Source organism: Acinetobacter sp. NRRL B-65365 (genome assembly GCF_001605865.1).
GTDB classification, from domain to species: domain Bacteria; phylum Pseudomonadota; class Gammaproteobacteria; order Pseudomonadales; family Moraxellaceae; genus Acinetobacter; species Acinetobacter vivianii.
Map to the genome: position 1 here is coordinate 180,851 of NZ_LRPD01000007.1, position 17,496 is coordinate 198,346.

12 protein-coding genes, 3 tRNA genes and 3 pseudogenes are annotated in these 17,496 nt (G+C 42.3%); 4 read left to right on the plus strand and 14 right to left on the minus strand.

Annotated features, from left to right (window positions below; genetic code table 11):
• Window positions 1-26: 26 nt before the first annotated feature.
• From AWW72_RS05320 to AWW72_RS05330, 3 genes and pseudogenes are all read right to left on the minus strand, one after another.
• The gene (locus AWW72_RS05320) at window positions 27-569 is read right to left on the minus strand and encodes a hypothetical protein (RefSeq protein ID WP_062846634.1); all 543 of its coding nucleotides are present in this window, start codon (window positions 567-569) and stop codon (window positions 27-29) included.
• A 121-nt stretch (window positions 570-690) separates the two neighbouring features.
• Window positions 691-1,082, minus strand: a pseudogene (locus AWW72_RS05325) (EamA family transporter); the annotation flags it as partial.
• A 2-nt stretch (window positions 1,083-1,084) separates the two neighbouring features.
• A complete protein-coding gene (locus AWW72_RS05330) occupies window positions 1,085-1,864 on the minus strand; it encodes an AraC family transcriptional regulator (protein WP_062846635.1) in 780 nt (259 codons plus the stop codon).
• Between the two features lie 117 nt (window positions 1,865-1,981).
• Here AWW72_RS05330 and AWW72_RS05335 point away from each other — a divergent pair, with 117 nt between their 5' ends.
• Entirely contained in the window at window positions 1,982-2,896 is a 915-nt protein-coding gene (locus AWW72_RS05335; RefSeq protein WP_062846636.1) for a DMT family transporter, read from the plus strand.
• A gap of 49 nt (window positions 2,897-2,945) precedes the next feature.
• On the opposite strand, the gene AWW72_RS05340 is transcribed toward AWW72_RS05335, so the two are convergent.
• The 5 genes and pseudogenes from AWW72_RS05340 to rnr form a co-directional block, all read right to left on the minus strand.
• Window positions 2,946-3,398, minus strand: coding sequence for a hypothetical protein (locus tag AWW72_RS05340; protein ID WP_062846637.1), 453 nt, complete (start codon window positions 3,396-3,398; stop codon window positions 2,946-2,948).
• Window positions 3,399-3,409: 11 nt separating this feature from the next.
• Window positions 3,410-3,616: a YheV family putative metal-binding protein gene (locus AWW72_RS05345; protein WP_004775846.1), complete on the minus strand. Its 207-nt coding sequence runs from the start codon at window positions 3,614-3,616 to the stop codon at window positions 3,410-3,412.
• Between the two features lie 38 nt (window positions 3,617-3,654).
• Window positions 3,655-5,694 carry a M3 family metallopeptidase gene (locus tag AWW72_RS05350; protein WP_062846638.1) on the minus strand — a complete coding sequence of 680 codons (2,040 nt, stop codon included), beginning with the start codon at window positions 5,692-5,694 and terminating at the stop codon, window positions 3,655-3,657.
• A 75-nt stretch (window positions 5,695-5,769) separates the two neighbouring features.
• Window positions 5,770-6,358 (minus strand): annotated as a pseudogene (locus AWW72_RS05355) (hypothetical protein).
• Window positions 6,359-6,445: 87 nt separating this feature from the next.
• Complete coding sequence (gene rnr, locus AWW72_RS05360; RefSeq protein ID WP_062846639.1) at window positions 6,446-8,881, minus strand: ribonuclease R; 2,436 nt, start codon at window positions 8,879-8,881, stop codon at window positions 6,446-6,448.
• 260 nt (window positions 8,882-9,141) lie between these two features.
• Between rnr and AWW72_RS05365 the strand changes: the two genes are divergently transcribed.
• From AWW72_RS05365 to AWW72_RS05375, 3 genes are all read left to right on the plus strand, one after another.
• A tRNA-Ser gene (locus tag AWW72_RS05365) sits at window positions 9,142-9,231 on the plus strand.
• Window positions 9,232-9,242: 11 nt separating this feature from the next.
• Window positions 9,243-9,319 (plus strand) — tRNA-Arg (locus AWW72_RS05370).
• Between the two features lie 47 nt (window positions 9,320-9,366).
• Window positions 9,367-9,443 (plus strand) — tRNA-Arg (locus AWW72_RS05375).
• Between the two features lie 106 nt (window positions 9,444-9,549).
• Here AWW72_RS05375 and AWW72_RS05380 read toward each other — a convergent pair.
• From AWW72_RS05380 to AWW72_RS19405, 6 genes and pseudogenes are all read right to left on the minus strand, one after another.
• Window positions 9,550-10,596, minus strand: a complete 1,047-nt coding sequence (locus AWW72_RS05380; protein ID WP_062846640.1) for an AbrB family transcriptional regulator — start codon at window positions 10,594-10,596, stop codon at window positions 9,550-9,552.
• A 76-nt stretch (window positions 10,597-10,672) separates the two neighbouring features.
• Window positions 10,673-12,169, minus strand: coding sequence for a tripartite tricarboxylate transporter permease (locus tag AWW72_RS05385; protein WP_005259783.1), 1,497 nt, complete (start codon window positions 12,167-12,169; stop codon window positions 10,673-10,675).
• A gap of 15 nt (window positions 12,170-12,184) precedes the next feature.
• Window positions 12,185-12,628 carry a tripartite tricarboxylate transporter TctB family protein gene (locus AWW72_RS05390; RefSeq protein WP_062846641.1) on the minus strand — a complete coding sequence of 148 codons (444 nt, stop codon included), beginning with the start codon at window positions 12,626-12,628 and terminating at the stop codon, window positions 12,185-12,187.
• A gap of 105 nt (window positions 12,629-12,733) precedes the next feature.
• Entirely contained in the window at window positions 12,734-13,729 is a 996-nt protein-coding gene (locus AWW72_RS05395; protein ID WP_062846642.1) for a tripartite tricarboxylate transporter substrate binding protein, read from the minus strand.
• Window positions 13,730-14,162: 433 nt separating this feature from the next.
• Window positions 14,163-15,272: a porin gene (locus AWW72_RS05400; protein ID WP_062846643.1), complete on the minus strand. Its 1,110-nt coding sequence runs from the start codon at window positions 15,270-15,272 to the stop codon at window positions 14,163-14,165.
• A 331-nt stretch (window positions 15,273-15,603) separates the two neighbouring features.
• Window positions 15,604-17,496 (minus strand): annotated as a pseudogene (locus tag AWW72_RS19405) (beta strand repeat-containing protein); the annotation flags it as partial.

Below are 17,496 nucleotides of genomic sequence, written 5' to 3' on the forward strand. Positions count from 1 at the left end.
AAATAGAGATTTAAATAAAACTATTTTTAGATAATTTTCTGACTTCTTAAATCTTGTAAAAGGTCTCCAATATTCGAAGAAATCGCTGAGCGTACAGCTTCAGAATCCGTGCCTCCTGCTGTTTTGGGAGCTGCTTTATGGGTTTTAATAGTATTTTTATAAATTATTTTTCCATTCTTTGTGACTAAATATTCAATATCTAAATAAAAGTCTACTTCTACAAAGCCAATCCAATTATATTCAAATTTTTGAATATCTCCTGAGATTTTGAGATCTGCATCTTGGTTTGGGTTGAATCCAGCAGCAATTAATTCTTTAGTTAAGGATGATTTTAACAATACATCTGCTTTATCAGACATATACATGCTACCAATTGCTGCTGTTGGTTTTTGAAATTCATTTTGTTTAACCAAACCTTTCTCAGCGGGGATATATTTGAATACGCCCACACCAATATCTCCTTGTCCTCGAATAGATGGAGAAGCAATATAATGAATAGGCATTGTGGTTGAGCATCCAGAAAGAAGTAAAAATGCCCCGATGAATGAGGTTAAAAATATTTTATTCACTTGATATTTCCAGTTGTTATAAAGCCGCACAATTTATCAAAAGGCTCAATAAAATAATAGTGGTGCCTTTATTGGTGAGTTTTGATATAGAAGTGATTGGCTATTTAGATCGTTTTATCCTTTAGATCAGCAGGCTGCATAATAAAATTGCCAATAAAATAATACCGAAGCCAATCACACTGTATAAATCAGGTACTTCATTCCAGAGCAAAAATCCCCAAATGCCCGCGAAGATAATCGCAATATAATTGACAGGTGCAATCTGTCCAGCTGGTGCTAGACGATAGGCATGAGACATAAAAATCTGGCTGACATTGGCCAATACACCTGCTGAGATCAGGAAAAATAATTCATATAGGGGTAAGGTCGCCAAACCCATAACATCGGGATCACCGAAAGCAAAGAGCCGATTAGGCAGAAATAAAACACGATGCGTTCAGGTGGTTCGGTTTGAGTGAGGGCGCGAACAGTCAAAAATGCCATAGAGGCCAATAGACTTGAACTAATGCCAACATTCAAAGTGTAGGGCTGGAAAATTGTTTTAGATAATCACTGGGTGTCATGCTGGTTTCGCGTTTAAACATGGCACTAAAGGCACTGGGACTTTCATATCCCAAATCTAAGGCAACATTGAGTACGGGCTTATTCATGGCGAGATCAATCATGGCTTGCATCAGTTTTGCCTGTCGAACCCAGTGAGAAAAATGTAAGCCCGTTTCTTTTTGAAAATGACGTGCCAGTGTTTTACTGCTGATATGTAATTGTTGGGCACTCTCTTCCAGACTCCATTCCAAAGCCAGATTTTCTTTAATTCTCTGACAGAGCTGCTGAAGCTTCGGGCTTTGTGGATCAGGTAAATTAAAAGCCAGTGCAGGTAACAAACGGACTTCATCCAGAATGAGTTGCAATAATCTTTCATTGCGGCTCTCAGGTTGAATCTCGTTTTGGATGTCCATCGCGCTGCTCATTAACTCCTTTAATAGGGCAGGAATTGCGACTACACGGCATTCATTTTGTATATCGTGCTGCGTGGTATTTTCAATAAATACGCCCCGTGCTCTGACATCACCACTACTTAACAGGGCATGGGGTTTGTGTGCGGGAATCCACACACCACGTCCAGGTGGAATAATCCAGATTCCTTCATGGGTCTGGACACGGATCACACCTGTCAGGGTATGAATCAGCTGGATACGGTCATGACTATGCCAGTCTTCAATATGGCCATGCGGATAATTCTCCGAGAAGGCATAGACTGGATAATCCAAGAAGCCATGTTTAAAGTTTTTCCCCATGCTGAGCTAAACCTGAAATAAATTGTCCTTTTTACGATAGTTATCGTCTTTTTATCGAGAAACTATAAGTTGATTATTTTTTAGCATGATCTGTACGGCAATGTACAGGTTTAGATTATGTTTCAGAAAGCTTATTTTTATCCATTGTTCGCTATTTTATTTTGGGCTGGCAATGTTGTTGTTTCCAAAATGGCGAGTCATGCCATTTCTCCTGTGGCGATTACTTTTTATCGACTGGTACTGGCGCTCGCCGTGATGAGTACGTTTGTTCTGATTCCTGTCTGGAAAAACCAGCACACCATCAGGCAATACTGGAAGCAATTGGCATTGGGCGGTTTCTTGTCAGTGTCACTGTTCCAATTCTTGTCGTATCAGGCCGCGTCGACGACCACCGCAACCAATATGGCGATTGTCACCGCCTTGATTCCATTACTCACCATGATCTTGAGTAGCGTGATGCTCAAAGACAGAATCAGCTATGGCATGTTATTCGGTGGCGCACTTTCTTTTTATGGCATTTTATATTTATTGGGTCACGGTAGTATTCGCAATATATGGGGGCAGGGTGTACATCTCGGCGATGGCTTAATGCTGATTGCAGCAGCAGGCTATGCTTTATATGGAGTGTTGTTAAAACGCTGGAAAATGCCGATTCCTGCTTGGCAATCTAATTTCGTACAATCTAGCTTTGCGATTTTATATGTATTGCCATTCTTTGTGTTTTTACCCGCCCAAGATATACAACTGAATCAGCAAACTATTCCGTTGATTGTGTATGCCAGCATTTTCTCATCGGTATTGCTGTCTTATTTATGGATTGAAGGGGTCAGGCATTTAGGGCCGAATCGCAACAGTATTTTTATGAACTTATTGCCTTTATTTACCGCATTGATTGCAGTGGCTCTACTCGGAGAACATTTGCAAATGTTCCATTATATTGGTGGTGGTTTGACTTTGCTGGGAATCTTGATTGCACAAACGATTCAAAAACCGCTTCAGTTGAAATCTCGTTCTGAACAAATTTTAGATTAAATCGTTCGGCAATAAAAAAGCTTTAACGAAGGTTAAAGCTTTTTCTGTTTTAAGAGTGATTCTGGGCAGCGAGTTGCGCCTCTAATAACTTGATCTGCTCTTCCTTTAGTTTAAGCATTTGATCAACATCTTCATGTTGCTGCTTAAGCTCATGTTGCTGGTCTTGAAGTTGCAGGTGAATATCATCCAGTTTTGCAATTTCTTCTTTGGCTAGACTGTCATTGGTCGGAAGAGGCGCTTTAATAATCGATTCTTCAACCAGCTTAATTGGTTCAACAGGCTTATTTTCCGCAGTCACTGTTTCATTGCTGACCGTCGTGTCTGGTTGAGAGCTTGTAACAGTGGTTTGAGCTGCAACAGGTTGTGTTGGCGTTGTTGTCGATTGCTGATCTTTTTGTGCTAAAAACCATTGGACAGCAAGGAACAGAACCACAACAACACTTATTCCACCGATTATCATCCATAATAATCTGGAATTTTCAGTTGGATATGTGGACATCATTTTTAACCTTTCTAGTCAAAATGACGAGGTTTGAACTGTATCACCCCAATTTCATCTGGCTCAGCGGGTTGTTGCTCTTCCACGTGGGTTGGGCGCTTCTCGCTATAAGCACAGTCGATACATTCAATCCACTCGTCATCCACAGTGATGATCTTAACCACACGATCTAACGCTCCACATTTGGGACATTTTGCACCCGCGATGAATTGTCTTTTCATGTCAGTTAATTACACCCTGTGAATAATAATGACATAGTTTAAGCGGTTTTATCTGTGTTCGTCCAACCTTGATGACGTAATAACGCATCTATTTTAGGCTCTCTTTTTCGGAAATTGCGAAACGCATCAAGTGCTGTATCTTTTCCGCCAACTGCTAGAATAAACTTTCTAAACTCTTTTCCAGTCTCAGTATTAAAAATACCTTCGCTTTCGAAACGGTCAAAGGCATCACTTGCTAAAACTTCGGCCCATTTATATGAGTAGTAGCCCGCAGCGTAGCCACCCGCGAAAATATGACTGAAACTGTGCTGGAAACGGTTGTATGGAACAGTTGGAGCAACGGCAAACTTATTGCGAATTTCGTCCAGCGTTTCCTGAATCTGCTGGCTGTTTAATGCTGGTGCTTGACGATGGATCGTCAGGTCAAACAATGCAAATTCAATCTGACGCAGGGTTTGCATACCAGATTGGAAGAAACGTGCATTCAATAACGCTGATAGCAGTTCTTGTGGCAGGGTTTGTTTGGTTTCGGTATGTTCACTCAGGACATCCAGACTTTCATTATCCCATGCCCAGAACTCCATGAACTGACTTGGTAATTCAACTGCATCCCACGCCACGCCGTGTGTACCTGCAACCGAGATGTTATCTACTTCAGTGAGCATGTGATGTAAGCCGTGTCCAAACTCATGGAATAAGGTAATCACTTCATCGTGGGTCAGCAGGGCAGGTTGATCGCCAATCGGTGGAGTAAAGTTACAGACCATGTAGCAAATCGGTTTTTGCAGGCCATTTGCCGTTTGCACACGTGAACGGAAACCGCTCATCCATGCACCACCTCGTTTGCCATTGCGGGCATATAAATCGAAGTAGAAACCACCCACCACTTGGCCTTGATCTTCAATTTCAAAATAGCGCACATCATTTTGCCACACGGGTGCCTGACGTTCGACGATCTGGATACCGTAAAGACGTTGTACGATCTGGAATAAACCGTGTACCACTTTTGGTGCTGGGAAATATGGTTTAAGCGCTTCTTGAGAAAGGTTGAACTGTTGTTGTTTTAACTTTTCAGAATAATAGGTTGCATCCCACGGTTTGAGTTCTTCAATGCCATCTTGCTGTGCAATGGCCTTGAGCTCTGCAATTTCAGCCAGTGCTGGGGTGCGTGCATGTTCTGCCAGATCGACCAGAAATTTATCGACAGTCTCGACATCTGGTGCCATTTTACTGGCAAGTGAATATTCAGCGAAATTATTGAAACCTAGCAGTTGTGCCATTTCCTGACGTAAGCTCAGGATTTCTTCCATCACAGGTGTGTTATCAAACTCAGTCTTGTCGGACTGCTCAGATGCACGGGTGACATAAGCTTTGTAGAGTTCTTCTCTTAATTCGCGATCATCTGCATAGGTCATAATCGCAAAATAAGCAGGGAAGTCGAGTGTGGCAACGGCTTGCTCTAGCTCGCGTTGTTGTCCGTATTGCTTTAATAGTTCGATACTGCTTTGTGGTAAGCCTTTGAGCTGATCTTCTATTAATGGCTTGAAGTAGGCTTGGGTTGCATCGAGCACGTGATTTGAGAAGTCTGAAGATAACTGAGACAAACGTGCCGAGATTTCTGCATAACGTTTTTTCGCTTCACCTTCGAGTGCAACACCAGACAGTTTAAAGTCACGTAAAGCCAGTTTAATGGCGCTTTGTTGCGCTTCGCTAAGTGCCTGAAATGCAGCGCTATCGTGAATCTGCTGATAAGTTTGATACAACGGTGTATGTTGGCCCAATTGGGTATAATATTCGCTCAAACTTGGTAAAAGTGCTTGGTAAACCTCACGGGTTTCGGCATTGTTCATAACCGCATTCAGATGCGACAAAATGCCCCATGACTCACTCATGTTATTTTCAAGTTGATCGACTTCGGTCAATGTTGCAAGTTGGGCTTCTGTGCCTTGAGGAACTTCATTGAGTTGATTTAAGAAGTTCTGACCATTTTGAATCGTCTGTTCGATCTGTTGTTTTAATTCGGCAAGTTGAATGCGATCAAACTGAGGAACGGGAAGTGTCGCTTGCTGTAGTGTCATTGTATTTTTGCCATATCATCTTTAAACATAGTTATAGATGTAGGGCTTAGCGAGGGAGAAATCAAGGTTGATTGATTATTTATTCGTTGGGTTTTGCGTTGCGACTTGGATTTCATCAATCGACAGTACATATGTGCCAAAATAACTTTGACGTGTCGATAACTTCAATTTGAGTTGATGGTTTTTATACGCTTGATATTCAGTCAATGTCATTCTAAAGATCGGTATGTCGGAATAAGCTGTTTTAAAAAAATAGATATTTCCATGTCTCGTGTGCTTTTTTTCGGCAATCGCTGATGCCTCTATCCTTTCCGAATCTCCAGTGGTATACGTCCAGATCATTGGAAGCGTACCCGCCAAGTTGAGCCAGAGTATGGGAATAATGAATAAAGGGAAAATAAATAAAGCATAATGTTTAGGTTGTTTTTGTACTTTCTCCCATTGTCTAGGAATTACCCATTCCTGTTTCTTTTTCAGGTAGAGAAAATAAATGAGGAGTAAAGCATAGAGAAAACAAGAAATGATCAAGGCGACAATTTCTACTAGTAGAACTAGGTGAAAAATCACTCCAAAATATAGATATAGCGGCACAGATTGTGAAAAAGAAAAAGAGTATATAAACGTAATAATGATAATAATATTTGGTGATGCGGTAATGAGGCATTAGGATTTTATTTATATTCAAAAATAGTCTATCTATTCATTCTATAACAAAAAATAAGAGAGCCGAAGCTCCCTTATCTTTTATCAATTACTCAGCCTTTGCTTTCGCATTCGACTTTTTCTTTTTCACTTTCTTTTTGGCCTTTTCTTTCGTTTCAGGCTTAGCAGCTGCTTTTTTAGCTGGCTTTTTGCTATAAGAACTTGGTTTGTTCTTATCCTTTTTCTTACGCACAGGCTTTTCGCCGTCTTCACTCACTTTAGACTTCGTAGATGCGGGTTTGCCAAATACTTCTTCAGTTGTTGAAGCACGATTTGAGCTAGAAGGATTCGCAGTACGAGGGGCTTTCTGGCGAATCACACGACCTAAGTGCGTTAATTGTTGAACCAACTGGAAATCAATTTTACGTTCTTCCAGATTTACACCTGCCACTTGAATCTTGACTTCATCACCGAGGCTAAATGATTGACCACGATTCTGACCGATTAAGCTTTGGCTGGCTTGATCATACAGGAAGAAGTCTTCACCCAATTGGCTGACATGAATCATGCCATCAACATAAAGATCTTTGAGGGTGACGAATAGGCCGAACTCAGTCACGGCACTAATGATACCAACAAACTCATCGCCTAAATGCTGTTGCATATAATGGCATTTCAACCATGTTGTCACACTACGTGAAGCTTCATCGGCACGACGTTCGGTTTGTGAGAAATGCTCACCCGCATCATCTAATGCTGCACCTGAAAGCGGGTAAGGTTTCTTATCAAGATAAGCCTTAATCGCACGATGTAACAATAAATCAGGATAACGACGAATTGGCGAAGTAAAGTGTGTATACGCTTCATAAGCAAGACCGTAATGTCCCGCGTTCTTCGCGCCATAATATGCTTGCATCATTGAGCGTAATAACACTGCATGAATACTTGGTGCATCTAAACGATCTTTGGTCGCTTCAATCACGGCTTGGTAATCGGCTTGGGTTGGCTGCTCAGGGAATGGCAAGCCGAGTAATTTCACAAAGTCACGGACTTTTTGAATACGTGAGAATTCAGGTGCTTCATGCACACGATAAAGCATTGGAATATCATGCTCTAGAGCATATTCAGCTGCTGCAACGTTTGCCAGTAACATACATTCTTCAATCAGCTTATGTGCATCATTACGTGTACGTGGCAAGATTTCCTTGATTCCACCTAACTCATCAAAGGTCATGTAGGTTTCAATGGTTTCAAATTCCATTGCATGACGTTCAGCACGAAGGCCTTTTAAGGTTTGATAAAGCTGGAATAAGGTGTTCAGCGATTTATGAATGGTCTTATCTTCAGGGATAGCATCCGTTGTGCCTTCAAAATATTGACCGACTTGGGTGTAGGTCAAACGCGCTTTAGAATGCATCACCGCAGGGTAGAATTCATAACCTGTGACTTTACCTGCACGAGAAAGTTTTAAATCACAGACCATACATAGGCGGTCAACATGTGGATTTAAAGAACATAAGCCATTGGATAATGCCTCTGGCAGCATTGGTAACACGAAGTGCGGGAAATACACCGATGTTCCACGATCTTCCGCTTCTTCATTTAACGGAGAATCTAAACGAACATAATGGCTGACATCTGCAATGGCGACGACAACGCGGTAACCACCGCCTGGGCGTTTTTCAGCAAAGACCGCATCATCAAAGTCACGTGCATCTTCACCATCAATTGTAACCAATGGCAGATCACGTAAATCAACACGACCTTGACGATCCTGCTCAGAAGGCTCTTTAAAGCTTTCTGCTTCTTTAATCACAGCATCTGGAAATTCATAAGGCAAACCAAATTCTAAAATGGTTTGCGGAATGATGATTTCCGTATCTGCTTTGTCTGCCATGGATTGAACCACATGACCTGTCGCCAGTTCTTCACGGGTCGGATAGTCATCAATGGCAACACGCAACATATCACCAACTTTGGCATTGGCATGTTCAATCAATTCTTTTTCTAAGGTAATCGGTTGATGCTGGTTTGGATTGCTGGGTTGAATGAAGTATTCACCGTCATGCTCAGAGACTTTACCAATAATCTGCTTAACGCGGCGTTGTACCACTTCGGTAATAAAACCCCAAGCTTTGCCTTTACGGTCAACAGACGTTTGGCGTACTTTAACGCGATCACCATTAAAGACCAGACGTAACTCTCGTTCAGGCAGAAGAACATCATCCTGACCAGCAATATTGGCGGTGCCCAGTCCTTTACTATTGATATAGACCGTTGCTTCATGGCTCGGTAAATCTGTTGCAGGCTGGTATTTGAAACCATCCTTCATTAATTGCCCATCACGCACCATTGCGCTTAAACGATGGTTTAATGCATCAATACTTTTTTGATCTGGGATATTAAAGTGGTCAACCAGCTCTGCATGAGACTGTGCAGTTTTTAATTGTTCTAATGTAGTTAAAATAAGAGTTCGGCTAGGAATAGGATTATCGTAACGTTGCGCTTCTGCTTTTGCTTCGGGATCAGCCCAATTTTTAGTCATATCGTTTCATTTCACATCTGGCAGATCGGTTTAGCATAAGTCATTCAAACTCTAACTGCACGTCAAAGATTGCAAGATTCTGTTTATCGCTCCGATCTGAATAAAGGAGAGAACACTATATTAACAAGCGTAGAACTAAAAAATGCTGAAAAAATGCGTAAATTGATTAAAAAGTATTTGATTGAGCTGAAATAGTGGAAAAAAATAGGAACATCCCTTGTGTAATGTGGTTTTAGTTTGTATTATTGCGCTCGTGTTACGGTGAGATGGGTGAGTGGCTGAAACCACATCCCTGCTAAGGATGCATACGGGTAACTGTATCGAGGGTTCGAATCCCTCTCTCACCGCCACTTTACTTAAGGCGCTCATAGCTCAGCTGGATAGAGCACTTGGCTACGAACTAAGGGGTCGGGAGTTCGAATCTCTCTGAGCGCACCAAGTAAAGATTTAAAGTAACACATGCCATTATTGGCAACCTAAGTAATGCGCTCATAGCTCAGCTGGATAGAGCACTTGGCTACGAACTAAGGGGTCGGGAGTTCGAATCTCTCTGAGCGCACCAACTTAAATAGAAGAAACCGCTTAACTGCGGTTTTTTTGTGCCTGAATTTTGTGTTTTTACATATTTAACTTATTTAGAAAGCACTAGTTTTATTATTTTTATTCAACTACTTAAGTTGAAATTTATGTTCATGTTTTTCTAAAATTTGATAAAGATAACCCACTGTCCCAAGCACACCCACCATACGGATCACATGAAATGCGGTCACCATAGGCACGCCGAGCTGTAACACATTGGCGGTTAATGCCATTTCAGCAACACCACCTGGGGCAAGACCTAAACCAAGTGTGGGTAAGGGAATCTCTGTCCAGAAGGTGAGGCCGTAGGCAAGCCAACCAGCGAACAGAATAGCGCCTAGATTGCTTAGGGCCACAATACTGAGATAATGCGGTGCAGTTTTGAAAAATCCTGGCTTAAATTTATTGCCTAAAGACCAGCCCAGTAAGACTTGGCCTAGATGTAAAATAGATGTTGGCATCGCCGACAGGTGAATATCTTGTGTAGTAAATAGAATTGCAACCAGTAGTGCCCCAAAGGTCCAAGGGTTTGGCAGCTTGTAATATTTAAAAAGACGGCTGGCAAAGTAAGCCAAACTTGCTAACAGGGCAAGACCATACCAATTCACTTCGCCATGACGATGAAGCGTACTGTGATCAAGGCCATGCCATCCCATAAATTGATAAAAAAATGGAACGATGACCACCACCATTAATACACGTAAGGTATGGGCAGAGGCAACTTTATCGACGCGGGCTTGATAATGCTCAGCCAAGTTAGACATTTCATTTGCACCACCGATTGCGGAAGCAAACCAAGCAGTTTTAAAGTCAACATTTCCCCAGCGATACAATATGGCAGAGCCGATTGCACCCAAGAATAAGGCAAAGAGTAGCCCGCCAAGCAGAAGAGGCCACTGCATTGCAATCAGTTGAATCATTTGAGGAGTAAAATAGAGACCCAGCGTTAGTCCTAAAATCGACAAGCCGATATTACGTGCGCTGTGATGGCATTCGATCGGCGCATGATTCATTTTAAGAAATGCGGTAATGAATAAAGGCCCAAGTAGCCATGGAAGTGGCAGATGTAACCATTCCGCCAAGTGGGTACCTAAAAAGGCAACCGCTAGACTCAACGCATACTTGAGGTACATCATTCAAGCCACCGAAAATAAGTGAATAAACCAAAGCAAAGGTGCCAATAGCAATACATGATTGCTATTGGCCATGCAATTAAGATCTTTGACGTTTGCTACGTAACCAGCGAATCAGTGGCAACACAATCATGATACCTGCCATGATCCATAACACCTTCGTGATATAACCATCAAAGAGAATAAATAATTCACCATGTGAAATAGAAAGAGCACGACGTAAACTGGACTCCATCAATCCACCCAGTACAAAGCCAAGGATTAATGCCGAAAGCGGAAAGTTGAGCTTACGTAAAATATAACCAAAGATACCGAGTACGACCATTAAAATCAGGTCGAATATCGTACTGTGGATGGCATATACTCCAACAAAACTTACCGCTGCAATGGCGGGTAGTAAAATGAAATGTGGAACACTCAGGAGCTTGGCAAAGTAGCGAACCAGTGAAATGTTCATAAATAGGAGCAGGGCACTGGCAATAAAGAGCGAAGCAATAAGTCCCCACACAATCGTTGGTTGCTCGGTAAAGAGTTGTGGACCCGGCGTAATATTATATAAAGTTAAAGCGCCCATCATGACCGCTGTCGTTCCAGAACCAGGCACGCCCAAAGTCAACATTGGAATAAACGAGCCACATGCTGAGGCATTATTCGCAGCTTCTGGCGCAGCAATTCCGCGTAAATCTCCTTCACCAAATTTACTGTCTTTACCTGCCAGCTTGCGTTCACTGGTATAGGCTAAAGCACTGGCAATCGTGGCACCTGCACCGGGTAAAATACCAATAATAAAGCCTAGAAAAGAACTGCGAAGGGTAGAGCCGAGTGTAAAAGTAAATTCCTTTAAATTGAATAGACTACGCTTACCTTGTCCTAACGCTTTTTGCCCAATCGCCGTTTGTTCCAGCATGATCAGGATTTCACTGATACTGAAGAAACCAATCACGATCGTGGTAAATTGAATTCCATCACTTAAACTGACAGAGTTAAAAGTGAAGCGATATACACCTGTTACGGCATCTACGCCCACTGTCGCGAGTAATAAACCAATTAAAGCGGAGATTGCTGTTTTTACAGGTTGATCACTGACTAAACCACTTAAGCAGGTGAGTGCAAATACCATCAGAACAAAATATTCGGCGGGGCCAAACACAATCGCCCATTTTGCCAAGAGTGGTGCGAATAAAATAATCCCAACAATGGCAATGATACTTCCGATAAATGAGCTCATGGCTGACAATGATAATGCAATACCAGCTTTACCCTGTTTAGCAAGTGGATAACCATCAAGCGTTGACATAATGGCTGCCGCATCACCTGGCACATTGATCAGAATTGCTGAAATTCGTCCCCCAAACTCACAGCCTAAATAGACCGAAGCGAGAAGAATCAGTGCGCTTTCAGGAGGTAGGCCAAGCGCGTAGGCAAAGGGTAAAAGTAATGCCACGCCGTTAATCGGGCCTAAGCCGGGTAATAAGCCGACAATGGTTCCGATAAATGCGCCAATAAGGGCAATAAATAAGTTTTGTGGGGTCAGTGCAACCTGAAAACCGTACATTAAATATTCAAAAACATCCATTTATTCTTCCCCGTTTTAATTAAAGAGGCCTAATGGCAGAGGGACATCTAGTACATAATCAAATAGTCCGTAGAGTAAGAAACCAAAGACAATGCCAGTGACAAGTGAAGCCTTGAGGCTGCCACCGAAAAGAGGGCCGACCAGAAAAAACATCAGGGCAGTCGCGATAGGAAAACCTAAAAGCTCAAAAGTGGTTGCGTAAATCAGCATGAATAACATGAGCAAACCGACTTTTTTTAAGATGCTTCGGGATAGCCCTAGGTTAAGTAACTCTGCAAGTTTCTTGGGCCGAATAACGAGATAAAAACAACATAGAATTAATAGTAATAATAGAAGTGCGGGGTAGGGTCTTGGCCCTAATGGATCATAGGCAATGGGTGCAACATAGCTCCAGCATAAATAAAGCAGACCAAGACTCACAATCCCTAAAATCCCTGAAAAAATTCTTTCTATGGGCATAATCATTCCTTTTCTGATCTGGTTTTTAGATACATTTCAGGACACTGGAGTTTCAGCGAGAGAAACCTCCAGAGGCTGAAATACTTTTATTTATTGTTTTCGGGATTATTTGGTAATGAGTTCGAACTCTTTGGAGAGATCTCTTAACTGATTGGTTTGTTGTAAGACGAATTGATCTAACTCAGCGCCAGTCATCGAAAATGGCAGTAAATCAAACTGTTCGCGGGTCTGAGTGAACTTTGGATCAGTGAGCATTTTGTCGAATGCTGTTTTCCACCATTGATAGGCTGCATCACTCACTTTTGGACCAACGTAATAGCCTCGTACAACAGGCCACTGGATGTCATAACCTTGTTCTTTTGCTGTCGGGATATTTGCTAGGGAATTAGGGAGTCGTTCTGGTGCAAAAACTGCAAGAGCACGTAACTTGCCTGATTTAACATGAGGAATAACCTCCGCAATGCCTGCACTGACGACTTGAATATGATTGCCTAAAACTGAAGTAATGGCTTCACCACCACCTTCCATCGCGATATAAGTCATATCTTTCGGATTGACGCCAGCGGCTTTCGCCAACATTGCGGTTTGCATCCAGTCCTGACCACCAACACTGCCACCCGCACCAAAGCTAATCGATTTCGGATTTTTCTGAAGAGCCTGAATCAGGTCATTAAGATTTTGGTAGGGTGATTCGGCACTCACAGCAACAACGCCGTAGTCTGTACCAACCACTGCGAGCCAGCGTACGTCTTTTTCGGTGTATTGTCCGAATTTGCCTTGGGCTAAATTAAGGAGTGAGCCTGTTGAGAATGCGACAATAGCATTGTCATTTGCTGGATCATTAGCGACGATCTTGTTATATGCCACTGCACCCACACCGCCTGGCATGTAGGTCACTCGCATTGGAGAGTTGAGAAGTTCAGTTTCTCTAAATGCTTTTTGTGCCAGTTTACAAGTCAGGTCAAAGCCACCACCCGGTTTAGCAGGGGCAATACATTCAGGACGTTTGGGTTCTCCGACTTGGCCTTTGCTCTTATCACATGCAGATAAACCGAATCCTAAGGTGATCAATGTACTTGTGAATAAAATTTTTCTTAACATTTTAAATGTTTCTCCGTAAACAATTATATTGATATGCAAATTCATGCATATTTAATGGTGCTGCTTTTAATAAGAGTTTAGAATTTCTATTAATAATTGAATTTTAGTTTGGAGGTGGTCCATTAACCTCTGTTTTAGATTTTTACTATTGTGTGACTTGGTTATTATTGAGATTAGCACTATATTTTATGAGTCAATGGTGTGGTTTTAAAATATTCCTATATTGTTAATTTATTTGGAGTGTTAGGTGTTTTTAAAAATGGATGTAGAAGGTACGGATTGCTGAATTTAAACGGTTTTAATTTTTTAATGGATTAATCTGATGAGTAAAATGGTTTTTCCTGTCATAAGGGGGGATTTTGCTCATGAGTTTAAAAGCCAGAAATATAACTTCTGGCTTTTAATGATTATAAATTCTGAGCGATGTAGGGACTTAGAACTTAAATTCTAAACCTGTGCCTACAAGAGTTTGACTATCCTTTAGATTTGCCTGTTTAAAGCGTGCATAGCCTGTATAGCCATACGATCTTACCTGCTTGCTAAATGAATAACCGACACCTGTCATGATTTGCTGGGCTGTATAGTCGGCAGATTGATCTTTAAAACTGGTTTTGTTGGTGCTGTATTGGGCTTGCACATTCCATTTTTCATGATTTGGAATCTTGTATTCCGTACCGATAAGCCAGCCCACTGAATCATCAATATTGGCTGCACCTTCCTGATTCCCTTTTGCCTCTTCGATCTGAGATTTCTGGATCAAAGCTTTTAAAGCAAGGTCGTCGGTTGCTTTAATACGAGTGATTAAGCGTGTTGTGTTTGCGGCAGCCAATACACCATCGATGTTAATATTTGTGTCTGATGCGTTCAGGAAACCTTGCCCTAAAAAGTTACTTGGGATCGCCTTATCATAGGCAATACCTGCGACAAGAAATGGATTGGTATAGGTCAGAGAGCTTGACCACGCATCACCTAAGCCTTTACCGTCAACAGTAACGCCCCCTTGACTGCTTTTGATACCTTGGCCTTCTCCAGTTGCCAGAAGGGCAATAAATTCAACATTGGCATCCTGACCTACAGAAAACTTAGGTGATTCATATAACACCGAATTATTAATCCGGTTTTCACCAGGCATAATGCCAGTGACATCTGCGGTATTACGAACATAGTTGTTAAAGCTATCTACTGGGCTTGAAAGTCTCTTTAACGGTGAATTATGTTTGCCAACTTTTAGCGTACCTAGATATTTATCTTTTAAACCTACATATCGATCCCGTTGTGACCAATCGGTACCATCTCCATCAGCATTAAATGCCCATTCGACTAAGTAAACTGCGTCTAAACGATCTGTTAGTTTTTCCTCACCTTTAAGACCGACAAAGGAACTATTCGTGTTGATTTTCCATACATCTTTATTTTTTGTATGGGCATTCTTTTCGGGTAAATAATCAACACTGGCGTCGATCTCACCATACATGTGAGGAGCAGCAAATGCTGAACTGGTGATGATCGTGAATATGCTGGCAATTAAAACCGTAACTCTCATTTTTTCATCCTGAAAAGTTTATAAAGCATCCCTTAGGGATGATGTGTCATTGTTGTGTTATTTAAAAATATTAAAATGCTTAAGCCTTTAATACAGGTAGATTTTTAATAGAGTGAATAGTTTTTATCAAGCGCTATAGCGGAGTGATTATTTGAGTTTTTTAAATGGAATTATTTTAATCTTTTGTGGGGATGTTTATTATTTTTTTAGAATTTATATTTTATTTAAGTGGATTTAGGGTTTTTATATGAGCTGTTTTTTTAGGAGTGAGCGGTTGTTTTATTAAAAAATAAAAAAGCCGCTAATAATAGCGGCTTTTTTCTTGATTTGTTTAGAAGTGATTTACTGAGCTGAAGAGATGATCAGTTAAATTACCTAAAGAAGATTGAAGCGATACAAGGTCGGTTAAAGAACCACCATTTGGATTTGGTTCACCCACCGCAATACCTGAACTTGAGGAAACTGTTCCTGTAATCGCATCTAAAATTCCATCAACGCTACCATGGATACTGTAGTCGCCATTTCCAGCACTAATACTAATGAGGTTATTGAGGCTATCAAGCGAGCCATCACCGAAGAGGGTGCTCACGTGGTCTTGTAATGTATCAACAGCCACATTTACGCTACTAATCACGGTCTGGATTGGTTGAGCGATACCAGAAATAATATCTCCGCTATTTACGCCGCCGCCAATGCCGCCTGTAATACTGCCGATAATGTCAGTGATTGAGCCTAAAGGACCGCCTTCACCACCACCTATACCGCCAGTGATTCCACCGATGATGTCAGTGATTGAGCCTAAAGGACCACCTTCACCGCCACCGATACCACCCGTAATACCTCCGATAATGTCAGTGATTGAACCTAATGGGCCACCTTCACCACCACCGATACCGCCAGTGATGCCGCCGATAATGTCAGTAATTGAACCTAAAGGACCACCTTCACCACCACCGATACCACCAGTAATGCCACCGATGATGCCAGTGATTGCGCCTAAAGGACCGCCTTCACCGCCGCCAATACCGCCCGTAATGCCACCTAACAATCCACCAACATCAGTGAGGTCACCTACTGCATGTTGAACCAGATCAGAAGCTGTTGAACCATTGGTAATTAGTGTACCGACAACACCAGTAAGAGAACCCGCAGCACCGCCAATATCAGCGCCTGCTAAGTCAGAAATAGCTTCAAGTGTACCGTTTACTGTATCGCGAGAAGTTTCAAAGGTGAGGGTACCGAGATTAGTCAGGTCGGTAACTGGATGAACACCCGGAAGTACGCTACCAATTGCACCACCGACCGTGCTAATACCTGTATTGATAATATCTGTTTTCAGGCTTTCGACACCTTGCAGTACATCAATACCAGTTTGAATCACGCCAGTGACAGGATTGTTACCAAGGTCACCGCCTGTGATACCACCGATGATTCCAGTGATCGCGCCAAGAGGCCCGCCTTCACCACCGCCGATACCGCCAGTAATACCACCAATGATTCCAGTAATTGCACCTAAAGGACCGCCTTCGCCACCATCAATACCACCAGTAATACCACCGATAATGTCAGTGATCGAACCTAAAGGACCGCCTTCACCACCACCGATGCCACCAGTAATTCCGCCGATGATTCCAGTGATTGCACCCAGAGGACCACCTTCGCCGCCGCCAATACCACCAGTAATACCGCCGATAATGTCAGTGATTGAGCCTAATGGGCCACCTTCACCACCACCGATGCCACCAGTGATTCCACCGATGATGCCAGTGATCGCACCAAGAGGACCACCTTCACCGCCGCCAATACCGCCTGTGATACCACCAAGCAAGCCACCAACATCAGTGAGGTCACCAACTGCATGTTGAACCAGACCAGAAGCCGTTGAACCATTGGTGATCAGTGTACCGACAACGCCAGTAAGAGCACCCGCAGCACCACCAATATCAGCGCCTGCTAAATCAGAAATGGCTTCAAGTGTACCGTTTACAGTATCGCGAGAAGTTTCAAAGGTGAGGGTACCGAGATTGGTCAGATCCGTAACTGGATGAACACCCGGAAGTACGCTACCAATTGCACCGCCTACAGTGCTAATACCTGTGTTGATAATATCTGTTTTCAGGCTTTCGACACCTTGGAGTACATCAATACCAGTTTGAATCACGCCAGTGACAGGATTGTTGCCTAGATCACCACCAGTGATTCCACCGATGATTCCAGTGATCGC

Bases quoted from the DNA above. Each gene is read 5' to 3' on its own strand.
- AWW72_RS05330 (WP_062846635.1), bottom strand. From the start codon at position 1,864: ATGGGGAAAAACTTTAAACATGGCTTCTTGGATTATCCAGTCTATGCC.
- AWW72_RS05335 (WP_062846636.1), top strand. From the start codon at position 1,982: ATGTTTCAGAAAGCTTATTTTTATCCATTGTTCGCTATTTTATTTTGG.
- AWW72_RS05345 (WP_004775846.1), bottom strand. From the start codon at position 3,616: ATGAAAAGACAATTCATCGCGGGTGCAAAATGTCCCAAATGTGGAGCG.
- AWW72_RS05350 (WP_062846638.1), bottom strand. From the start codon at position 5,694: ATGACACTACAGCAAGCGACACTTCCCGTTCCTCAGTTTGATCGCATT.
- AWW72_RS05390 (WP_062846641.1), bottom strand. From the start codon at position 12,628: ATGCCCATAGAAAGAATTTTTTCAGGGATTTTAGGGATTGTGAGTCTT.
- AWW72_RS05400 (WP_062846643.1), bottom strand. From the start codon at position 15,272: ATGAGAGTTACGGTTTTAATTGCCAGCATATTCACGATCATCACCAGT.
- AWW72_RS05395 (WP_062846642.1), bottom strand. From the start codon at position 13,729: ATGTTAAGAAAAATTTTATTCACAAGTACATTGATCACCTTAGGATTC.
- AWW72_RS05385 (WP_005259783.1), bottom strand. From the start codon at position 12,169: ATGGATGTTTTTGAATATTTAATGTACGGTTTTCAGGTTGCACTGACC.
- AWW72_RS05380 (WP_062846640.1), bottom strand. From the start codon at position 10,596: ATGATGTACCTCAAGTATGCGTTGAGTCTAGCGGTTGCCTTTTTAGGT.
- AWW72_RS05340 (WP_062846637.1), bottom strand. From the start codon at position 3,398: ATGATGTCCACATATCCAACTGAAAATTCCAGATTATTATGGATGATA.
- rnr (WP_062846639.1), bottom strand. From the start codon at position 8,881: ATGACTAAAAATTGGGCTGATCCCGAAGCAAAAGCAGAAGCGCAACGT.